General features: G+C 48.3%; 18 protein-coding genes, 1 riboswitch and 1 other annotated feature. Of the genes, 4 read left to right on the forward strand and 14 right to left on the reverse strand.

What is annotated here, in order from left to right:
- Nucleotides 1-140: 140 nt before the first annotated feature.
- The 4 genes from KNO98_RS04400 to KNO98_RS04415 all read right to left on the reverse strand — a co-directional run bounded on the left by KNO98_RS04400 (nucleotide 141) and on the right by KNO98_RS04415 (nucleotide 5,804).
- Nucleotides 141-653 (reverse strand): pyrophosphohydrolase domain-containing protein, encoded by a 513-nt coding sequence (locus tag KNO98_RS04400; protein WP_214699263.1) that lies wholly within the window; start codon nucleotides 651-653, stop codon nucleotides 141-143.
- Between the two features lie 17 nt (nucleotides 654-670).
- Nucleotides 671-1,795 (reverse strand): hypothetical protein, encoded by a 1,125-nt coding sequence (locus KNO98_RS04405; RefSeq protein WP_251129420.1) that lies wholly within the window; start codon nucleotides 1,793-1,795, stop codon nucleotides 671-673.
- A gap of 117 nt (nucleotides 1,796-1,912) precedes the next feature.
- Complete coding sequence (gene leuS, locus KNO98_RS04410) at nucleotides 1,913-4,318, reverse strand: leucine--tRNA ligase (protein ID WP_214699266.1); 2,406 nt, start codon at nucleotides 4,316-4,318, stop codon at nucleotides 1,913-1,915.
- 40 nt (nucleotides 4,319-4,358) lie between these two features.
- Nucleotides 4,359-4,574: a binding site (T-box leader), on the reverse strand.
- Nucleotides 4,575-4,613: 39 nt separating this feature from the next.
- Entirely contained in the window at nucleotides 4,614-5,804 is a 1,191-nt protein-coding gene (locus tag KNO98_RS04415) for an MDR family MFS transporter (protein WP_371742744.1), read from the reverse strand.
- 176 nt (nucleotides 5,805-5,980) lie between these two features.
- Here KNO98_RS04415 and mnmL point away from each other — a divergent pair, with 176 nt between their 5' ends.
- Both mnmL and mnmM read left to right on the forward strand, forming a co-directional pair.
- Nucleotides 5,981-6,955 carry a tRNA modification radical SAM protein MnmL/YtqA gene (gene mnmL / locus KNO98_RS04420; protein ID WP_214699270.1) on the forward strand — a complete coding sequence of 325 codons (975 nt, stop codon included), beginning with the start codon at nucleotides 5,981-5,983 and terminating at the stop codon, nucleotides 6,953-6,955.
- Entirely contained in the window at nucleotides 6,909-7,484 is a 576-nt protein-coding gene (gene mnmM / locus KNO98_RS04425) for a tRNA 5-(aminomethyl)-2-thiouridylate-methyltransferase MnmM (RefSeq protein ID WP_026825542.1), read from the forward strand. The genes mnmL and mnmM overlap by 47 nt, the downstream gene beginning before the upstream one ends.
- A gap of 30 nt (nucleotides 7,485-7,514) precedes the next feature.
- On the opposite strand, the gene KNO98_RS04430 is transcribed toward mnmM, so the two are convergent.
- Both KNO98_RS04430 and KNO98_RS04435 read right to left on the reverse strand, forming a co-directional pair.
- Nucleotides 7,515-8,228, reverse strand: coding sequence for an alpha/beta hydrolase (locus tag KNO98_RS04430; RefSeq protein WP_214699272.1), 714 nt, complete (start codon nucleotides 8,226-8,228; stop codon nucleotides 7,515-7,517).
- An 88-nt stretch (nucleotides 8,229-8,316) separates the two neighbouring features.
- On the reverse strand, nucleotides 8,317-8,787 hold the full coding sequence (locus KNO98_RS04435) for a GNAT family N-acetyltransferase (RefSeq protein ID WP_214699274.1): 471 nt from the start codon (nucleotides 8,785-8,787) through the stop codon (nucleotides 8,317-8,319).
- Nucleotides 8,788-8,951: 164 nt separating this feature from the next.
- On the opposite strand from KNO98_RS04435, the gene KNO98_RS04440 reads away from it, so the two are divergent.
- The gene (locus KNO98_RS04440) at nucleotides 8,952-9,473 is read left to right on the forward strand and encodes a hypothetical protein (RefSeq protein WP_026825539.1); all 522 of its coding nucleotides are present in this window, start codon (nucleotides 8,952-8,954) and stop codon (nucleotides 9,471-9,473) included.
- Between the two features lie 40 nt (nucleotides 9,474-9,513).
- Here KNO98_RS04440 and metK read toward each other — a convergent pair whose 3' ends face one another.
- The gene (metK, locus tag KNO98_RS04445) at nucleotides 9,514-10,722 is read right to left on the reverse strand and encodes a methionine adenosyltransferase (protein WP_026825538.1); all 1,209 of its coding nucleotides are present in this window, start codon (nucleotides 10,720-10,722) and stop codon (nucleotides 9,514-9,516) included.
- Between the two features lie 132 nt (nucleotides 10,723-10,854).
- A riboswitch (SAM riboswitch) is annotated at nucleotides 10,855-10,974 on the reverse strand.
- A gap of 321 nt (nucleotides 10,975-11,295) precedes the next feature.
- Here metK and pckA point away from each other — a divergent pair.
- Nucleotides 11,296-12,867 (forward strand): phosphoenolpyruvate carboxykinase (ATP), encoded by a 1,572-nt coding sequence (gene pckA / locus KNO98_RS04450; protein WP_214699276.1) that lies wholly within the window; start codon nucleotides 11,296-11,298, stop codon nucleotides 12,865-12,867.
- Nucleotides 12,868-12,889: 22 nt separating this feature from the next.
- Here the strand turns inward: pckA and KNO98_RS04455 are convergent, their stop codons facing one another.
- The 7 genes from KNO98_RS04455 to KNO98_RS04485 all read right to left on the reverse strand — a co-directional run bounded on the left by KNO98_RS04455 (nucleotide 12,890) and on the right by KNO98_RS04485 (nucleotide 19,832).
- Nucleotides 12,890-13,654, reverse strand: coding sequence for an alpha/beta hydrolase family protein (locus KNO98_RS04455; RefSeq protein WP_026825536.1), 765 nt, complete (start codon nucleotides 13,652-13,654; stop codon nucleotides 12,890-12,892).
- Nucleotides 13,635-14,108 (reverse strand): RNA deprotection pyrophosphohydrolase, encoded by a 474-nt coding sequence (gene ytkD, locus KNO98_RS04460; protein ID WP_026825535.1) that lies wholly within the window; start codon nucleotides 14,106-14,108, stop codon nucleotides 13,635-13,637. Before ytkD ends, KNO98_RS04455 begins: the two co-directional genes overlap by 20 nt.
- A 99-nt stretch (nucleotides 14,109-14,207) precedes the next feature.
- Entirely contained in the window at nucleotides 14,208-15,560 is a 1,353-nt protein-coding gene (locus KNO98_RS04465) for a glucose-6-phosphate isomerase (RefSeq protein ID WP_214699278.1), read from the reverse strand.
- A gap of 106 nt (nucleotides 15,561-15,666) precedes the next feature.
- A complete protein-coding gene (locus KNO98_RS04470) occupies nucleotides 15,667-16,830 on the reverse strand; it encodes an iron-containing alcohol dehydrogenase (RefSeq protein ID WP_214699280.1) in 1,164 nt (387 codons plus the stop codon).
- Nucleotides 16,831-16,904: 74 nt separating this feature from the next.
- Nucleotides 16,905-17,897, reverse strand: coding sequence for a Gfo/Idh/MocA family protein (locus tag KNO98_RS04475; RefSeq protein ID WP_214699281.1), 993 nt, complete (start codon nucleotides 17,895-17,897; stop codon nucleotides 16,905-16,907).
- Between the two features lie 101 nt (nucleotides 17,898-17,998).
- Nucleotides 17,999-18,391, reverse strand: coding sequence for a S1 domain-containing post-transcriptional regulator GSP13 (yugI, locus tag KNO98_RS04480; protein WP_026825531.1), 393 nt, complete (start codon nucleotides 18,389-18,391; stop codon nucleotides 17,999-18,001).
- Between the two features lie 196 nt (nucleotides 18,392-18,587).
- Nucleotides 18,588-19,832, reverse strand: a complete 1,245-nt coding sequence (locus KNO98_RS04485) for a lysine N(6)-hydroxylase/L-ornithine N(5)-oxygenase family protein (protein WP_214699283.1) — start codon at nucleotides 19,830-19,832, stop codon at nucleotides 18,588-18,590.
- Between the last annotated feature and the right edge of the window lie 6 nt (nucleotides 19,833-19,838).

The following is a 19,838-nucleotide window of genomic DNA, read 5'->3' on the forward strand; positions in this document are numbered from 1 at the left end:
CTTATGTTAAATTATACCACAAATTACTCTAATCACCATTTTTATACGTTCCAATATCATGATGTCGCTAGGACTTTCACATCTTCAATCACAACAAAACGACTTGAACCCTTTCTAATGAGGACTCAAGCCGTTTGTGATTATTCTTTCCCTGCGAGTTGACGACGCACTTCTTTTTCGAGCTCTGGTTCCGGCGGCATCCACCCTTCAGGTTTCATGACTTTATTGTCCGACTCGCGTAAAATCGGCTTCCCGTCCGGTCCAAGTTTCGCCATATTGGCGCGCTGGACGATTTCAAACAATGGGACGGGATCAAGCCCGAGTTCAACGAAACTTCCCATGACAAAATACAACGCGTCCGTTAATGCATCCCCTTGACCGACGAGACGTTCCACATCATCTGACGGTCGTGCGTCTTGTAACGATTTTTGAACGGCCTTTTGGAATCCTACTTGGAATTGCTCGATGGCTTGTAAGAACTCCTCTTCCGATTGCGACGATTGATGCAAAAACTCGACGACCGCTTCCTCTGCCGTCCACACCGACCGTTTCGTCGCGCGATCAAGCGTCAACGGTTGCGGAGATTCCGCTCCCGGATGTCCGAATGTTTCGTGGAATTGCTTCACTTCTTCAAAAAAATAACGTTTACTCATCTATAGTTCCCCCATTGTCAGTCCACCGAGACGAAGGCATCCAAATCGAATACTTCCGGGTGGACGATTGCAAAGATTTCATTGTCTTGTAAAAACATACCGGTCGAGTCATACACACGAGGTGTCACCATCTGACCGTTGATCGTCCCTTCTTCCGGGTTGACCGTGTAGAGGACGAGTTCTTCTGAATCGAGCACATAGATACGTCCTTGCCTCTCGACAAGCCCGACGCCTTCGAACCGTTCGAATTTTTGTTGGATGGAAGCACTCATGCCGTCGGCGGATAACGCTTGTCGCGAATCAAGCATCCATTCGGTCTCGGGTTCTTTTTTCTCATCCTCTTCTTGAACGTTTCGCCCATTGTCAGGTGCGTCTTCAGAAGCAGCCGTTTCGGTCGAGTCGTTGTCATTCGTCGAGACGTTCTCTGTCGCTGTATCTTCTGATGGATCTTCTGTATTTTCATTACTCGTGTCAGCTTCAGTTGACTCTTCTTGTGACTTGTCATCCACTGGCGTCTCTAGTTCAATCTCCCGCTCTTCAATATAGAGGAGCTCAAGGTCCGGCGTGTCCGCCAACCGATTCATCATGAACAATCGATTCGATTCACGGTCATAGCCAAGACCAAAAATCCGGTCTTCCGACACGAGACCTTTGATTTGTTTACGTGGCCGCTCGACCCAGCGCCCCTCTTCCCGTTCAATGGTGACAAGCGTCCCGTTCGCAGTAACCGCATAAACTAAATCCTCTTTGATCATTCGCATACCGATGAAGTCATCGAGGCTGGCTTTCCCTGAATTTTCAAGTTGGAGTACTGAGTTGACACGTGTTCCGTTTCCACTCACTTCAAAGAATTCAGCCTGCTCGGTTATGACGAGATAGGCCCCAATCGTGTCACTGTAATACACTTCATCGATTTGGTTAATCTGTTCGAGTGCATCGGTCGTGTCAATATCGTCATCATCTTGGGCCGCCTCTACGGGTGGGAGTGAAGCCGTTTGATGACTTGTTTGAATATCAATTTTTTCAAATGTCGAAGCGACCTGTCGCTGAATCTCTTCATCTGAAAAGACGAAGATATAGCAAAGTACCGCGCCGACTACGACAGCACAAAGTGTCGTATAGAGCACATAAGAACGTTTCATGGACATGTCGTCCCCTTCTACTTCAGTATCGCCCTTTAGTGTATCAAAACCGCCAATAAAAGAAAATGACCCCACTAAAAAGAAAAGAATGTGCGACAATGTCACACATTCTTCATGTTACCCGACTACAATATTGACGAGTTTCCCTGGAACGACAATGACTTTACGAACCGTCTTGCCTTCTGTGAACTCTTGGACACGCTCGTTACCGAGTGCTTCCGCTTCGAGTGCTTCTTTCGACGCGTCACGCGAAACGTGCATTTTCGCACGAAGTTTCCCATTCACCTGAATGACGACTTCAATCGTGTCACTCACAAGTTTTGACTCATCGTAAGTCGGCCATGCCGCATACGTCAATGCTTCAGTCATGCCCATCTTCTCCCACAACTCTTCAGACAAGTGAGGAGCGACCGGTGAGAGCATTTTGATGAAGTCGATCATTTGTGACTTCGGCAACGTCTCTTGTTTGTTCGCTTCATTGACGAAGACCATCAATTGCGAGATGGCCGTGTTGAAGCGAAGTGCCTCGTAGTCTTCCGTCACTTTTTTCACGGTCTGATGATACGTGCGTTCAAAGTCGGCAGTCGGTGCCACGTCCGCGAAGTTCGTTTGATCGAACAAACGCCATACGCGGTCGAGGAAGCGACGTGCCCCGTCAAGCCCATTCGTCGACCATGCGATCGCTGCATCAAGTGGTCCCATGAACATCTCGTAAAGACGAAGCGTATCCGCACCGTGTGACTTCACGATATCATCCGGGTTGACGACATTCCCACGAGATTTCGACATCTTCTCGTTGTTCTCACCGAGGATCATCCCTTGGTTATAGAGTTTTTGGAACGGTTCGTTCGTCGGGACAACGCCGATATCGAAGAGGACTTTGTGCCAGAAACGTGCATAGAGCAAGTGAAGGACGGCATGCTCCGTACCACCGATGTATAAGTCGACCGGAAGCCAACGTTTGAGTTTCTCAGGGTCCGCAATCATCTCCTCGTTATCCGGATCGATGTAACGGATGTAGTACCAGCAGCTGCCGGCCCATTGTGGCATCGTATTTGTCTCACGACGACCCTTCTCCCCAGTGACAGGGTCTGTGTACGTCAACCACTCTTCTGCGTTCGCAAGTGGTGATTCGCCCGTACCCGATGGTTTGATTTCATCGATGATCGGAAGTTCGAGCGGAAGCTCTTCGACCGGTACCGTCTTCATCGTACCGTCTTCCATATGAACGACCGGAATCGGCTCGCCCCAGTAACGTTGACGGCTGAACAACCAGTCACGAAGACGGTATGTCGTCTTCGCACGACCTGTGCCACTAGCTTCAAGTTCTTCAATGATCGTCTTGATGGCATCGGCTTTATTGAGTCCGTTCAAGCTACCTGAGTTGACGTGCTCTCCATCTTCGACGTAAGCCGCTTCTTCCACGTTCCCACCTTTGACGACTTCACGGATTGGAAGGTCGAACGTTTTCGCAAACTCATAATCGCGTTCATCGTGCCCAGGGACGGCCATGACCGCACCTGTCCCGTATGTCGAGAGGACATAGTCCGCTGTCCAAATCGGAAGCTTCTCGCCGTTCACCGGGTTGATCGCATATGCGCCCGTGAAGACACCCGTCTTCTCTTTGGCGAGATCCGTACGTTCAAGGTCTGTTTTCTTCGAGACTTCTTCAATGTATGCTTCGACTGCTGTCGATTGTTCAGACGTCGTGATCACTTTCGTGAACGGATGCTCTGGTGCGAGTGTCACGTAAGTCGCCCCGTGAAGCGTATCTGGACGTGTCGTGAAGACGGTGACGATCTTATCGTGACCATCGACCTTGAAGTCGACCTCGGCACCGACCGATTTGCCGATCCAGTTGCGTTGCATCTCTTTCACGCTCTCCGGCCAGTCAAGACCTTCCAAATCTTCAAGTAAACGCTCCGCGTATTCGGTGATGCGAAGCACCCATTGCTTCATCGGCACGCGATAGACCGGGTGGTTCCCCCGCTCTGACAAGCCATCGATGACTTCCTCGTTCGCAAGGACCGTACCGAGCGCTGGGCACCAGTTGACCGCGACTTCATCGACGTAGGCGAGTCCACGTTCGAAAAGTTGAGTAAAAATCCACTGCGTCCATTTATAATACTTCGGATCCGTCGTGCTGATTTCACGGTCCCAATCATATGAGAATCCAAGATCCTTCAATTGACGACGGAACGTCTCGATGTTACGCGCTGTGAACTCGCGTGGGTCGTTCCCCGTATCGAGTGCGTATTGCTCGGCAGGAAGACCGAATGCATCCCATCCGATTGGGTGAAGGACGTTATATCCTTGCATCCGTTTCATCCGGGCAATGATATCCGTTGCCGTATAACCTTCCGGGTGACCGACGTGAAGGCCGGCACCTGATGGGTAGGGGAACATATCAAGGACGTAAAAACAATCCTTCTCCGGGTCTTCTGTCGTTTTGAACGCTTCTTTTTCTTCCCAGCGTTTTTGCCATTTCGGCTCGATTTCTTGATGTTTAAAATAGCTCAACATTCTTCCTCCTCTGCATAAATAAAAAGCCTTCCGTCCCCGAAAATGGGACGAAAGGCTTAAAAGCTCTCCGCGGTACCACCCATGTTGCATTACTGCCACTTGAGACGCCGGTAACGAGGCGTAACCCCGGTTTTCCTTACTCGTTTCAGGAAAACAGCTCCAAGGCGAGTTCACAACATCCGCTTATCGATTCACACCACCCATCGACTCTCTTTGAAACGGAACGTTCGTTACTAATCCTCTTCATCGCTTGCTATTCATCGTAGTCTATTTTAGCCCATTCTGAAATTCAACGTCAACTTGATTTTTCAGTAACGCGAATGTCTTTCATGAATACGAATAGACTGAGGGCAAACGTGGCGAGTAGGAGCAGCATACCAAAGACTGCCGTAATCCCGAACACATCGTAGATAAACCCAGATAACGTTGGGCCAATCATCCGACCGACGGAAGCCGCAATATTGACGAGCCCTTGATATTGACCTGCCTTCCCAGGCGGGGCAAGTTTCGCCGCAATCGTTGGAACCGCTGGCCAAACGAACATTTCGCCGATTGTCATGACGACCATCCCTACCATGAACATACCGAAGCCACCAGCGAACGGCACGATCAAGAAAGCACCGAGGAAAATCGATGCCCCGATGATCAATTGACGTTTCAAATCATCCTCAAACTGTCGCAACACCCGATTGAGTAATGGTTGTGCAAAAACAATCATTGCCCCATTCACTGTCCAAAGGAGTGAGTATTGGCTGATTGTGACACCGAGGTCTTTCGAGTGAACCGCGATCGTTCCTTGCCACTGAACGTAGACGAACCAAAGCACCGCATAACCGATAGCGACATACCACATCGACTTCATCGTCGCGCTCGAGAACGTCGTGGCCGCTGCTTCTAGCTGGGATTGCACGACAGGACGTGTCGGGTTCTTCAAATAGCGAAGTCCAAATAAAAGAACCACAACAAATAGGACCGACAAGAAGAAGTTTGCGTAAAAAATCCACTCGATGTTCAATCGCGCGATTTGACCGCTCATCGCTGTACCGAAGGCGACCCCAACATTTTGCGCGACATAAATCGCGTTGAAGGAACGACGTCCCCCTTCTGGCCAAATGAGTCCCGCAAACGCATAAACGGTCGGAAAGACGAGTCCCCCTGAGAACCCGATTAAACCGAGCCACACCAAATAGCCGAAGAACGTGGCGTGGAACAGTAAAAATCCAAGCGAACTCGCAAGCAACAAGCCGACGGAGATGACGAGCGTCGCTTTTCCTCCGATTCGGTCGAATAGCGTCCCTCCAATGTAGTTACCGACGATTGCGAGTGCGGAGTTCACAAGAAGCGCCACTCCGGCAAGCGTCATCGACTCACCTAAAAAATCATGAATATACAGGGTGTTAAATGGCCATAAAAAAGACGCCGCCGTTGTATTGAGCGCCATCGCAATGACTAGAATCCATACCGAGATCGGCATTTTATTGTTCACACCAAGTCCTCCTTTCATCCCTCTTCACATTAAAAAAATCGGCACAAAAGGCCGAATCGACAAGATTTCCTTATCAAACCTAAACGAATGCCAAAGAAGTGTCAAGAAAAATTACTCATTATGAAGTTTTGTCATTTTTCATTTGTGATAGGATGAGCAAGGAAGGAGAGATAACCATGAATCCATTTGGTCAAAACCGCTATCATACATTGAATGAGGCATATCGTCGGGAATACGGGAACAAGGTGTTTAAAGTGCCGCTCGATGGTGGCTTCACATGTCCGAACCGTGATGGCCGCGTCTCCAAAGGCGGATGTACATTCTGTTCAGATGATGGAAGTGGCGATTTTGCGGGTAATGCCTGTGACCCGATTCCCGTTCAATTCGAAGAAGTAAAAACGCGACTTCATCGAAAGTGGAAGAACGCCGACTACATCGCCTATTTTCAGGCGTACAGTAATACCTATGCGCCAGTCGAAAGATTACGCGAATTATTCGAACCAGCGCTTCAGCAAGAAGGTGTCGTCGGTCTCTCGATTGCGACACGCCCAGATTGCTTGCCTGATGACGTTGTCGACTATTTAGCCGAACTGAATGAGCGGACTTCTTTATGGGTGGAACTCGGTTTACAGACCGTACATGATACGACCGCAAAAAAAATCAATCGCGGACACGATTATCAAACATTTTTGAACGGTCTTGAAAAACTGCGTCGTCACAACATTCGCGTATGCGTGCACATCATCAATGGCCTACCCGGTGAAACACCAGAGATGATGCTCGACACAGCCCGAGAAGTTGCTAAAATGGACATACAAGGAATCAAAATCCATTTGCTCCACGTCTTGAAACATACACCACTTGCCCGTCAATACGAGAAAGGCTTGCTCGACTTGATGGAGGAAGACACATACATCTCCCTCGTTTGTGATCAACTCGAACGGATACCACCCGAGGTGATCGTCCATCGATTGACGGGAGACGGCCCGCCTGACTTATTGATTGGTCCATTATGGAGCCGTCACAAGATGCAGGTGCTAAACAAGATTCGTGAGGAATTGGAGCGACGTGATTCCTTCCAAGGAAAAAAGAAGGATGAGATTGATGGGATTAATGAGAGTACTACCATTTGCAAAACAATTACTACATGACCACCTCGAAGTAGGACATGTCGCTATCGATATGACTGCCGGGAACGGGCACGACACGTTGTTCTTGGCGAACGCCGTAGGCGAAACGGGACACGTATACGCATTTGACATCCAAACAGAAGCGGTTGCTTCAACCCGTGCACGTATACAGGAAGCAGGTGTCGATGAACGGGTGACCGTCATTCATGATAGTCACGATACGGTTCATACGGTCGTCGCGAATGAGACACGACCAATCACCGCAGCCGTCTTCAATTTGGGTTATTTACCAGGAAGTGACAAATCCGTCACGACACAAGGGAATACGACCATTGCCGCATTGTCTCAATTATTAGAGGTCATGGCTATCGGTGGTGTCATCGTCATCGTCATCTACCACGGCCATGAGAGCGGGAAGGTCGAACGGGATGATGTGCTTCGCTATGTGGAGTCGCTTGACCAAAAGCAGGCGGGTGTACTGCGTTACGGCTTCATCAACCAGATCAACCACCCTCCATTCATCGTGGCGATTGAAAAACGTTCAAAATAAAAGAAGGCGGCTCCTGTGAGTCGCCTTCTTTTATTCTTGAATCAATTCATAAAACGTCATGAGCGTTTCTGCAAATTTGGTGTTCAACCGCTCATACCCAAAATGCGGGAATCCTTCTAATCGACGGATATACACTTGATCTCCACCAATCTTACGGCAGACGTTCAACGTCAACTTCACGTCTGCAAATTGATCATCAGGTGCGTAGAAACAAGCGAGCGGGAGACGTGGCAAATGTTTCTTTTCTTCTTGATGCTCTACGATTTCTTCTTCGATTTCCCGATATTGGGCATATGTGATTTCACCAAATCGGGACGATTCGTCGCCGCCACCGGTGAATGTCATCATTCCAAGTGGTAAGTCTGGGCGAAAACGATCGACTGCACTCGCGACGACTTGTTTCAATCCACCGATTTGACGAGTCGCATGCCAATCAAACAATGGAGAGATATAAGTCAGGCTCCCGAGCGGCACATCATACTCCTGAAGAAGTCGGTTCGTAAAGAGCGCCCCGAGGCTGAACGCCACGACATGAATCGGTAATTTATACTCGCCGGCCTCACGTAACGCCCGTTTGATCAATTGTTTATGATTTTCTGCCGTCAAGCCCATCGATTGGTCGCGGACGACAATTACTTCGTACTCGTCTTGAAGTCGTCGAATAAAATTCTCGCTGATCCGAGATGTGAACTGTAGCGGATAAACGATGACGATGACCCCTTTTTGTGTTTCTTCATATGTCATGCTGCCGTCACCTCATTTATAGACTATATTCATTGTATCAAAAAAACATCAGCCGCAACTGATGTTTAAGCAAAATCCGTCTGGAGTCTTAGCTCGGGACATATCTTAGATGAATGAGTTCCATCGGTTGGTCGTAGACCTCTTCTTGAATTCGATTCACTTCTTTAAATGATTGATGCAAGAGGAAAGCAATCGCCTGGTCATTCGAATTTTCAACGTACACTTCCACCGGTTGTGTTTTTTTCGATTGAAGGTGCCTTAAAAAATCTGCACCGTACCCGTTCCGATGGTGATCGGGATGAAGATAGAGACGAAGCATCTCCCACATGTCACCGCGATCGATGGCATGACAAAATCCGATGACATGGTCTTCATACTCGCCAACGATAAAATATTGTTCTCGTGCTTCTTCACTTGAACTGATTGCTCGTACAATCTCTTCTTGTCGATAGGCGCGCTCCATCGCTCTCGTCCGATTGGAATCATTCTTTGAAATCGTTGCAAGTGCAATCGTTCGAATTAACGCCGCATCTTCTGGAACTGCTTCTCGCATATTCATGATCGCTTCCCCCTTTAGGCCAATCTATTTGTATCATTCCCTATCATAGTGTTTTTATCCTGCACTACATTTCTTTTTCATGACGATTCATTGTAAAACGTTATCTCAGCATTCGACTTGGGTATAAAACTAGCAATGCCAATCAAATGAAGGAGTGGAACAACATGGAACCAAAATTAGAGCATGACCCGAAAGTCGAACAAACAGAGAACCCAAATCGTCAATTTGACCAAATGAACGCGGGAAGTCCGAAAATCAACGTCGTGACCGGCATGTTACTCGGTGCACTTGTCGGTGGTCTCCTCGCATTACTTAGCTCCTCGAATCGAGATCATACGAAACAATCCCTCTCGAGCGCAAAATCTTCGGTCGGCGGCATTGTCAATGAAATGAAACAAGACCCTGCTGGTAAAGCCTCACAGGTTATTGAACAAGTGAAGACGGCTTCCGGCAAAATTCAGGAAGTATCTACAGACGTTCAGAACGTATATGAAAAAGTCGTCGGAGAAGTAGATACAGTTAAAGAAGATGTCAATAAAATCGTTGATACGGCACAAGAAGCCAAGTCTGATTTACAAGATATCGGTGAGAAGGTCGTCGAAGCGAAAGATACAGCTCTCGGACAAGAAACAACTTCCAACGATTCTGAGTCAGACGAAAATAAACAGACACCACCAACTACATGAACCAAAAAAAACGACCTTTCCGCGGAAAGGTCGTTTTTGATTACGCGAAACGCTTCGCGCCTTCTTCAAGAACTGCTGCTTTATCTGTTTGCTCCCAAGGGAGTTCCACATCTGTACGACCGAAGTGACCGTAAGCTGCTGTCTGTTTGTAGATCGGGCGACGAAGGTCGAGCATTTTGATAATACCTGCCGGACGGAGGTCAAAGTTCTCACGAACGAGTTCAACGAGTTCTGTTTCGCTCAATTTTCCAGTGCCGAATGTATCGACAGCGATTGATACAGGGTGTGCAACCCCGATCGCATACGCGAGTTGTACTTCCGCTTTATCCGCAAGTCCTGCTGCAACGATGTTTTTCGCTACATAGCGGGCTGCGTATGCCGCTGAACGGTCAACTTTTGTCGGATCTTTACCAGAGAATGCACCACCGCCGTGACGAGCGTATCCACCGTACGTATCGACGATGATTTTACGTCCTGTCAAACCTGCATCCCCTTGTGGTCCACCGATTACGAAGCGACCAGTCGGGTTGATGAAGTATTTCGTTTCAGCATCGATAAGTTCAGCCGGAATGACTGCTTCGATGACATATTTTTTCAAGTCTTCTTGAATTTGCTCGAGTGTAATCTCTTCTGCATGCTGCGTCGAGATAACGATTGTATCGATACGAACAGGGTTGTTATTCTCATCGTACTCAACCGTTACTTGTGTTTTCCCATCCGGACGGAGGTACTCAAGCGTACCGTTCTTACGTACTTCCGCAAGACGACGTGACAACTTGTGTGCCAACGAGATTGGGAGGGGCATGAGTTCAGGTGTCTCGTTTGTTGCGTATCCGAACATGAGACCTTGGTCTCCTGCCCCGATTGCATCAAGCTCCTCTTCAGTCATTTGACCTTCACGAGCTTCAAGGGCTTGGTCTACACCTTGCGCGATATCGACCGATTGTTCGTCAATCGATGTCAAGACTGCACATGTTTCAGCATCGAAACCATATTTCGCACGTGTGTATCCGATTTCACGGATCGTTTCACGGACAACTTTCGGGATATCCACGTAAGTTGACGTTGTGATTTCACCAGCTACGAGTACAAGACCTGTTGTGACAGACGTTTCTGCCGCAACACGGGCATTCGGGTCTTCCGCTAAAATGGCATCCAAAATCGAGTCAGAAATCTGATCACAAATTTTGTCTGGATGTCCTTCAGTAACCGACTCTGAAGTAAAAAGTCGACGGTTCAAATTTGACATTCAAAAAACCTCCTATAATAAGGGTGATATGTGGACGGTACTCGTTCCCCTTACGCGTTGCTTTGGGACGGTAATGAAAAAAACCTCCCCCGATGACATACATGGGGAAAGGTTGAATCGTTCTTCCTTACCCTCTTATCGTTCGAAGCTAATGGCTTCGCTTCAGGATAGCACCTTTTCCGCACAAGACTTCATGTCGGACGGTTGCTGGGCTTCGTAGGGCCTTGTTCCCTCCACCGCTCAGAATAAGAGTATCCGTTACGAAAACCATCATATAAATGACATCCGATTATGTCAAGGGAATTGAACGAATTCGTATTTTTTTCACAGACTTGCTAAACATTTCTGTTTGTGAATCGTCAACCATTTTTTTATTTCGTTTCTTTTTTTAACACCTTGTGATAAGAGAATGTGTTAAACTATCCTTGTAAGAAAGCGCTTACTTAATAGAGAAGAAATGCTTGTTTTTAATTAGTGTGTCACATATAATTAAAAATGTCATACTAATTAATCTTGATTGCGGAAGTATGCGGATTTCATCCACATCTATTTAGGGGAAAGGTGGGATTCAGGATGGCGACAACGCTCCTGAAAATCGAAGAATTAATTAATGGTACCGACATGTTACGGAACTTGACGGTTCCAGAGCTGGTAGAAGAAGCCATTCAAAATGGTGAAGGTGTACTGACAAAAGACGGGGCATTATCTGTCAGCACCGGTGCTTTTACCGGACGGTCACCGAAAGACAAATTCGTCGTACAAGATGAAGTCAGCAACAACCTTGTCGATTGGGGGAAGGTCAACCAACCAATCGCTGAAGAGAAGTTTTCAGCACTTCTTGAAAAAGTACTCAATCACTTAGAGAAGAAAGATAAGCTCTACTATCTTGAAGCTGCGGCTGGCGCGGATGAACACTACACCTTACCCGTTCGTGCCATCACAGAGTATGCGTGGCACAGTCTATTCGCTAAACAACTCTTCTTACGTGAATGGCCGACGAAAGGTGCGTTCGACCCGTTTACGGTCATTTATGCACCGAGTTATAAAGCAGACCCTGCGGTCGATGGGACAAACTCAGAGACGTTCATTCTCGTTTCATTCGCCAAACGTACAATTCTGATCGGGGGAACAGAATACGGTGGTGAAATCAAAAAATCAATCTTCTCCGTCATGAACTTCTTGTTGCCTGAACAAAACGTGTTATCGATGCACTGTTCGGCAAATGTCAATGATGCGAACGAAACGGCTCTCTTTTTCGGGTTGTCGGGAACTGGGAAGACGACACTTTCGGCTGACCTTGAGCGTCACTTGATCGGTGACGATGAACACGGATGGTCACCAGACGGCATCTTTAACATTGAAGGCGGTTGCTACGCGAAGACAATCAATTTATCACGTGAGAACGAACCACAAATTTATGATGCGATTCGATTCGGTTCATTGATTGAAAACGTTGTGCTAAACGATGATCGAACACCAGACTACAAAAACATTTCTTTAACGGAAAACACGCGTGCGGCATATCCGATTGAGTTCATCGACAATGCGATGCTCCCATCACGCGCAGGTCATCCGAATACAATTGTTTTCTTGACGGCAGATGCGTACGGCGTCTTGCCACCGATCAGCAAATTGACGAAAGAGCAAGCGATGTATCACTTCTTGTCTGGCTATACGTCAAAACTTGCCGGCACGGAGCGCGGTGTCACAGAACCACAAGCGACGTTTTCGACTTGCTTCGGTTCACCGTTCCTCCCGCTCGCACCAGAGCGTTACGCGGATATGCTCGGTCAATTGATTGAAAAACATGATGTCGATGTCTATCTCGTCAACACAGGTTGGACAGGTGGTGCATACGGTGAAGGTTCACGTATGAAACTCGCTTATACGCGCGCGATGGTCAACGCGGCAATCAATGGACAGCTTCGTGATGTCGAAACGATGAAACATGACATTTTCAATGTCGAGATTCCAGTAGCCATCGAAGGTGTACCGAGTACTGTTCTCAATCCACGAGATACATGGAACGATTCAACCCGTTACGACATGGAGGCAAAAGCACTTGCCATGAAATTTAAAGAGAACTTCAAGCGTTTCACGAAAGCAAGTGAATCAATCATCGCAGCCGGTCCGCTCGTCATCTAACTACATCAAAACACCGACTCAATCATGAGTCGGTGTTTTTTTCTTGCTGTATCATCCAGTCCATCGCCTGCTCTGTCGTCTCCCATTTATCCCAAAATGGGAGTTGGTGTCCGAATGGGACCACCCAAAATTCAGCCTGCTCCCCTAACTTCTCAGCGACAGCTGTCGCATGACGCAAGCGAACCTGCTCATCGTCGGTACCATGGATGATGAGCGTCGGGGCAATCCATTCTTTATAGAGGGGGGAACGATCAACATAGGCAGATTCTGCTGATTCGGGGTCCCCACCTGTCATGCGACGTAACATCTTCCGCATCGAACGCTGTTCCTCATATGTCCATTCTAGGTTCGTCACGCCTGCCCAGGATGTGACCGTGGTGACCGGTCGTTCGGATGCGAGCGATAGTGCCATCATGCCCCCTCGCGAAAAGCCGAGCACGTGAACCGGTCGTCCGCTCGTTTGAACGCGATCGTATAGCGAGAGCACATCTTCCAAGTCATCCCCACCAAAATCCTCTTTTCCAGTCCCACCATGGTTGCCACGATAGACGGGAGCGACGACATGAAAGCCGCGTGATGCGAATTGCATGAGCCGCGGTAAACGGACGTCCCCGATTCGTGCCGTCCCTCCCCGTAAGTACATCAACACGTGCCCATTCGGTCGTTTTGGTTCGATTGAATACGCTACGACCTCTTCTCCATCATTTGTCGTGTACCACCCTCTTGTCACCCGATAACCTGCGTACGGTGGTAACACATCAACTCGGTCAAACCAACTGTTGTTCATGTAGAACCCTCATCGTCTCCGGTAAGACTCGGTCTTTCATCATAAAACTATAACGTTGATTGCGTAACAAATTACCCGGCAATGCATCAATCAAGACGGCCCCATCCGTCTCGTCGACGGCAGGATGATCTTCAAATCGCTCAATCTCTGCAAAGTAAATATTTTTGACGACCGTATCACCTCGACCGAGCACTCGATACTGTCCCAAGTAACGTAGTGTCTGCACGATTCCACCGGTCTCTTCATAAACTTCTCGGATTGCGGCGGCGTCCTCATGCTCGCCCGGCTCGACTTTTCCGCCCGGAAACTCGAGTCCTCTTTGTTTATGCTTCGTCAATACCCACTTATCCTCGTAACGGGCGACGACCCAGACGTGGAGCGGCGTGTCTGAGAATGGATAATGGGTGAAGCTTAGCTCAACTTGATTATGATAGTAATCCTTGAATGTCTTCATAGTCCATCCCTTTCTTTCCCCTGTCTACTCTCACTTTACCTTGTCTTCACCCAGTTTCAAACAAAAAAATCGGCCCGACTTGCGGACCGATTCGTTTTCTTATTGATTCAAGCGTTTTTCGAGTTCTGCTTTTTGTTCTTCATATCCCGGTTTACCGAGCAAAGCGAACATGTTTGCTTTGTAAGCTTCGACGCCTGGCTGGTTGAACGGGTTTACTCCGAGGATGTAACCGCTCATCGCGCATGCTTTCTCAAAGAAATAGAACAAGTAACCAAGGTGATACGGGGTCATCTCCGGCAATTCGACGACTAAGTTCGGTACATCGCCGTCTGTGTGTGCGAGAAGTGTTCCTTCTGTCGCCTTGTCATTCACAAATTGAATCGTTTCACCGGCAAGGAAGTTCAAGCCATCCAAGTCCTGTGCGTCTTCTGGAACGTTCATCGAATGACGAACTTCTTTTACACGGATGACTGTCTCGAACAAGTCGCGACGACCTTCTTGGATGTATTGCCCCATCGAGTGAAGATCCGTCGAGAAATCGACAGCCGCAGGGAAAATACCTTTATTGTCTTTCCCCTCTGATTCACCGTAAAGCTGCTTCCACCACTCTGACACGTAGTGAAGAGCCGGTTCGTAGTTGACGAGCATCTCAATCGACTTTCCTTTTGCGTAAAGGGCGTTTCGTACAACCGCATATTGATATGCTTCATTCTCTGCCAATTCAGGAGAGCTGTAAGCGTTTTGTGCGTCACGTGCCCCTTCCATCAAGGCATCGATATCGATTCCGGCAGCGGCAATCGGAAGAAGACCGACTGGTGTGAGGACAGAGAAGCGTCCACCGACATCATCCGGAATAACGAACGATTCGTATCCTTCCGCGTCCGCGAGGGTCTTGAGTGCACCGCGAGCCCGATCTGTCGTTGCGTAGATGCGCTCACGCGCCCCGTCTTGTCCGTACTTTTCTTCCATGAACTGTTTAAGGACACGGAAAGCAATCGCAGGTTCTGTCGTCGTCCCTGATTTCGAGATGACGTTAACCGAGACGTCTTTTCCTTCGAGCACTTGAAGCAATTCTCTCATATACGTCGATGAGATATTGTGGCCCGCATAGAATACTTGTGGAGCCTTGCGCTCTTCTTTTGATAATACGTTGAAGAACGAATGTTGAAGCATTTCGATCGCTGCACGGGCACCGAGGTAAGATCCTCCGATTCCGACGACGACGAGAACGTCTGAATTCTCGCGAATTCGTTCCGCCGCAGCTTTGATTCGTGCGAACTCATCTTGATCGTATTCGGTCGGAAGATCGACCCACCCAAGAAAATCACTTCCGGCTCCGCTTCGCTCGTGAATCACAGAGTGAAGGGTTTTTACCGTTTCTTGCATTTGGTCGATTTCGTGCTTCCCTACGAATGAGAGCGCGTTTGAATAATCGAAACGTACAGTTGACATGTCATTTCCTCCTTTAAATCGCTCGTAAAAGAGCTATACATGACCCATCATAAACGGAAACGTCGGATTCGTTCAATCATTATTGCGAAATAGGCAAGAATTCGCCTTATTTACTAAGTTCTAAGATTTTTGAGACATCTTCCCGTTCAAGTGTACGGAAACGACCGAATGCACCACGCTTCATTGCCGAATCGAGAATCGCCTCGAATGTCGACTCATCAATTTCGTAGTCACGGAGCGAGTTTGGCGCACCGAGTTGGTCGAAGAATGCACGAACAGCTTGGATTGTCCGTTTCCCTGTCTCCAAGTCATCTTCACCCGGCTCGACATCGAACACTTCGACACCAAGTCGTGCAAAACGTGCTGCGTTGTCTTCATCCAATACGTGTTCCATCCATCGTGGGAAGAGGATGGCGAGACCGCCTGCGTGCGGGATGTCGTGAACAGCCGATACCGCATGTTCGATGTTATGAGATGCCCAGTCTCCCGCAGCACCCATCTGAAGCACACCGTTCAATGCCATCGTACCCGAGAACAAGATGATGGCACGAAGGTCGACGTTTTCTAAATCGTTCACGAGTTTCGGAGCCGACTCCACGACCGCTTTCAAAACACCTTCTGTCATGCGTTCCTGTACCGGTGCATGGTTCGGGTGGAAATATTGTTCGAAGCAATGGCTCATCATGTCGACGATGCCGTAAATCGTCTGGTCTTTCGGAACCGACACCGTGTAACGTGGATCAAGGATGGAGAACGTCGGGAATACGAGCGGATGGCCCCAACCGAACTTCTCTTGTGTCTCCCAGTTCGTGATGACCGACCCAGAGTTCATCTCTGACCCTGTCGCTGCGAGGGTGAGGACCGTCCCGAATGGCACCGCCTCTGTCGGGATATGCTCACGGAGGACAATGTCCCACGCGTCCCCTTCATAAGGGATTGCCGCTGAGATCAGTTTCGTACAGTCGATGACGGAACCTCCGCCGACTGCGAGTAAGGCATCTACGTTCTCTTCACGGGCAAATTTCACAGCACGACGTACCGTCTCGATACGAGGGTTCGGTTCAACACCTGAGAAGTCTACGTATGAGATACCGGCTTTTTCAAGTTCGTCCACGACTTCATCGTACGTCCCGTTCTTTTTGATGCTTCCGCCACCATAGACGAGCATCACTTTCTTCGCGTCGAGCGCTTCGAGTTCTCCAGCTAATTTTTCGACCTGATGTGTTCCAAAAATGAGCTTCGTCGGGTTTTTGTATTCAAAGTTGTGCATAAGTCATCCTCCTCATAGAAATATGTAACACCTACACTATATACCCTGTTTTTACGGAATGAAAAGTATCGTGCTTACTGATAGATGCGGTCGATGATCCGATGCAGGATGACCGCTTCCTCCGCTTGACGATAATTCGGCTCCTGTCGACAGGCTTCAAGGAAGAGCTGGATTTGCCGTTCGTACGGATCGTGTTCAGTCAAATAAGCAGGCTGCTCGTCAAAGAGCGCTCCATATTTTTCGGTATGAAGGGTGAGTGGAAATAAGCTGGCCCCAGCTTTCGTTCCGCGACATTCCACACGCATCGTATCCTTCTCTTCGATATTGGCCATGTAGCTGACGTCAAGCAGCAAAGATGCCCCTGTTTCAAACGTGACCATCGCCCTCGCCGTATCTTCGACCGAGAGTGAACTTGCGTCCCACTCTCCTAACAAACCGACACCCGGTCGATTCCCTAAATACTGACCGACGTGGCCGACGACCTTGCTCGGCTCGGGATAATCCATCAAATAAAGCGCGAGGTCCAACATATGGACACCGATATCGAGCAATGCGCCCCCGCCTTGAAGTTCCTTGTTTGTAAACACACCCCATCCCGGAATCCCGCGTCGTCGAAGCGCAAGTGCCGTGGCCGCATAGATGTCTCCGAGTTCACCCGCATCAATCAACCGCTTCAACAGAACCGTATCGGCGCGATGCCGGTAATGGAAACCATAATGGAGCGTTTTGCCTGCCCGTTTTGCCGCTTCTAACATCTCAACTGCGTCGTTCTCCGATATCCCTGGCGGCTTCTCACAAAGGACGTGACACCCTGCTTCAAGAGCTAGAATCACTTGGTCTTTATGCAAGGCGTTCGGTGTACAAATGCTGACGGCATCGAGCTGTTCGCACGAAAGCATCTCTTCGACCGTCTCATAAACGTTCGGGATGCCAAATTGCTGCGCGACACGGTCCCCGTTGGCCCGTGTTCGATTCATGACGGCTACCACATCAACCCCTGCTTTGACATAATTTGGAATGTGGGCGCTTGTGGCAATCCCGCCCGTTCCGATGATGCCAATCTTCATATGATCTCCTCCTATTCGGTTTACAGTTTCGTCATACGGTCCGCCGATTCCTGTAAAACACAAAAAAGGTGACCCGTTTAGAACGGGCCACCTTTAAATACTTACTTCTTGAAGTTCGTGTTTTTGATCCAGTCTTCAAGTTTATCTTTGAGGACTGTGAATCCTGGAGCTTCTTCTTGCTTGAAGTTAGAAGATGCTTCGTTGCGACGTGGTGCACGACGAGCTGTCTTCGCAGACTTCTCACGTTTTGGAGCTTCTTGAGTCGCTTTCATTGAAAGCTTGATTTTTTTAGAAGCTTCATCCACTTCAAGGATTTTCACTTCAACTTCTTGACCAACTTGAACGTAATCGTTTACGTCTTTTACGTAGTCGTGTGAGATTTCTGAAATGTGGACAAGACCTTGAGTCTCGTCGTCAAGTGCTACGAAAGCACCGAATGGTTGAATTCCTGTTACTTTACCTTTTAAAACTTGATCTTTTTCGTATTTTGCCATTACAAACAACTCCTATGCTAAATTCATCAACTTACTATAACATACTTTTTTCGATAAAGTGTAGAAATTAGTAAAAAAGATTATTTCACCTCGTTGAAATGTTTTAAAGTCGAAGGTCGGGGTAAATACAAATCAAGCAAGACTTCAAGTATTCCCCCCTGATTCCGCTAGGCGACTCGCCTAGCCCTTTTTTTGTTCAAAACGTCGTAAAAGGCTTCTGATGACGGATTGGATAGACGGTTTCCCCTGCCATTTCGTTCAACATCATTGCATTTCGATAGACGGCCATCCCGAGATTCGTCGCGGCCGGACCATGCGAATGTTCTATATTCGTATGCGTGAACAATTTTCCCTTTAACGACTCGCTCATGACCACCTCATACGTTTCCCGGACAGCCCATTCTCCCTCTGCTTCCCACACAATCGGGAATCGCTCAATCCAGCTCGGCATGACCGGTCGATACCCTGTCGCCACGACAACGAGATCGTACTCTTTTTCAATCACTTCTCCCGTATATCGTCGCGTCCCTTTCAAACGATGTGTTAACCAATCATAAGAGATCGATTCCACTTCGACCTGTGTCATCATGTCAGCTAGCGTCTCTTCCCCTTCTGCCGTTCGGTGATACAAGGTCTCATAAATCGAGGTCATCGTCTCAGGGTTGACGCCATGACGGAAACGTTCGAATGACCCGAGTAGTTCTTGACGAGCGTCATACGGCAGCCCATGAAAATAATCGACATAATCCACACTAAAGATTTCGTCTCCTAGCTTTCCTGCCTCCAGTGACTCAAAGTGATCGGAGCCTGTGATCCAGTCGACCCGTTGCTCGTCCGTCGCGTCACGCAACAAGTCTAGGAAGACTTCCGCCGCACTCTGCCCACTCCCAACGACCGCGACACGATATCGGTCTCTGAGGACGTCCCGATAGGTCAAATAATCGCTCGTATGAATGACTTGTTCAAATCCATCTGGCACGAATGGTGCTGCACCCGTTCCTAGGACGAGATGTCTTGTATGAACTTGTATTGATTGACCATCTGATTCGACTGTCACGACGAACCCCTCTTCTTCCGCTTGAACGTCAGATACATAATGGTCGAAGCGAATCGTCGACAGTTGATTTACAACCCAGCGCAAGTAACGATTGTACTCCGTTCGAGGAATCTTACCTTGTTCTTGCGTGATAAATGTTTGGAGACGACCTGTATCACTCAAATAGTTCAGAAAACTCGACGGATGGGTCGGGTCCGCTAACGTGACGAGATCTTGTAAATAATGTGTCTGCATCGTCATCCCTTCAATCAACATACCCTCATGCCACATCATTTCCGTCCGCTGCTCAAAACAGATTCCTTGTAGTGCTGTCTTTTCTGCAAGAGCCATGAGACTAAGATTATACGGACCACACCCAACTGCTATGTAATCGTAACGTTCCATATTTTC

Origin of the sequence: Exiguobacterium sp. s57 (assembly GCF_018617685.1) — a bacterium.
Classification (GTDB): Bacteria; Bacillota; Bacilli; order Exiguobacteriales; family Exiguobacteriaceae; genus Exiguobacterium; species Exiguobacterium marinum.

Excerpts from the sequence above, each read along its gene's own strand:
- pckA (WP_214699276.1), top strand. The coding sequence starts at position 11,296 with ATGGCGACAACGCTCCTGAAAATCGAAGAATTAATTAATGGTACCGAC.
- KNO98_RS04430 (WP_214699272.1), bottom strand. The coding sequence starts at position 8,228 with ATGACATATGAAGAAACACAAAAAGGGGTCATCGTCATCGTTTATCCG.
- yugI (WP_026825531.1), bottom strand. The coding sequence starts at position 18,391 with ATGGCAAAATACGAAAAAGATCAAGTTTTAAAAGGTAAAGTAACAGGA.
- leuS (WP_214699266.1), bottom strand. The coding sequence starts at position 4,318 with ATGTTGAGCTATTTTAAACATCAAGAAATCGAGCCGAAATGGCAAAAA.
- mnmM (WP_026825542.1), top strand. The coding sequence starts at position 6,909 with ATGGGATTAATGAGAGTACTACCATTTGCAAAACAATTACTACATGAC.
- KNO98_RS04435 (WP_214699274.1), bottom strand. The coding sequence starts at position 8,787 with ATGAATATGCGAGAAGCAGTTCCAGAAGATGCGGCGTTAATTCGAACG.
- metK (WP_026825538.1), bottom strand. The coding sequence starts at position 10,722 with ATGTCAAATTTGAACCGTCGACTTTTTACTTCAGAGTCGGTTACTGAA.
- KNO98_RS04485 (WP_214699283.1), bottom strand. The coding sequence starts at position 19,832 with ATGGAACGTTACGATTACATAGCAGTTGGGTGTGGTCCGTATAATCTT.
- KNO98_RS04470 (WP_214699280.1), bottom strand. The coding sequence starts at position 16,830 with ATGCACAACTTTGAATACAAAAACCCGACGAAGCTCATTTTTGGAACA.
- KNO98_RS04400 (WP_214699263.1), bottom strand. The coding sequence starts at position 653 with ATGAGTAAACGTTATTTTTTTGAAGAAGTGAAGCAATTCCACGAAACA.
- KNO98_RS04455 (WP_026825536.1), bottom strand. The coding sequence starts at position 13,654 with ATGAACAACAGTTGGTTTGACCGAGTTGATGTGTTACCACCGTACGCA.
- ytkD (WP_026825535.1), bottom strand. The coding sequence starts at position 14,108 with ATGAAGACATTCAAGGATTACTATCATAATCAAGTTGAGCTAAGCTTC.
- KNO98_RS04405 (WP_251129420.1), bottom strand. The coding sequence starts at position 1,795 with ATGAAACGTTCTTATGTGCTCTATACGACACTTTGTGCTGTCGTAGTC.
- mnmL (WP_214699270.1), top strand. The coding sequence starts at position 5,981 with ATGAATCCATTTGGTCAAAACCGCTATCATACATTGAATGAGGCATAT.
- KNO98_RS04465 (WP_214699278.1), bottom strand. The coding sequence starts at position 15,560 with ATGTCAACTGTACGTTTCGATTATTCAAACGCGCTCTCATTCGTAGGG.
- KNO98_RS04475 (WP_214699281.1), bottom strand. The coding sequence starts at position 17,897 with ATGAAGATTGGCATCATCGGAACGGGCGGGATTGCCACAAGCGCCCAC.
- KNO98_RS04440 (WP_026825539.1), top strand. The coding sequence starts at position 8,952 with ATGGAACCAAAATTAGAGCATGACCCGAAAGTCGAACAAACAGAGAAC.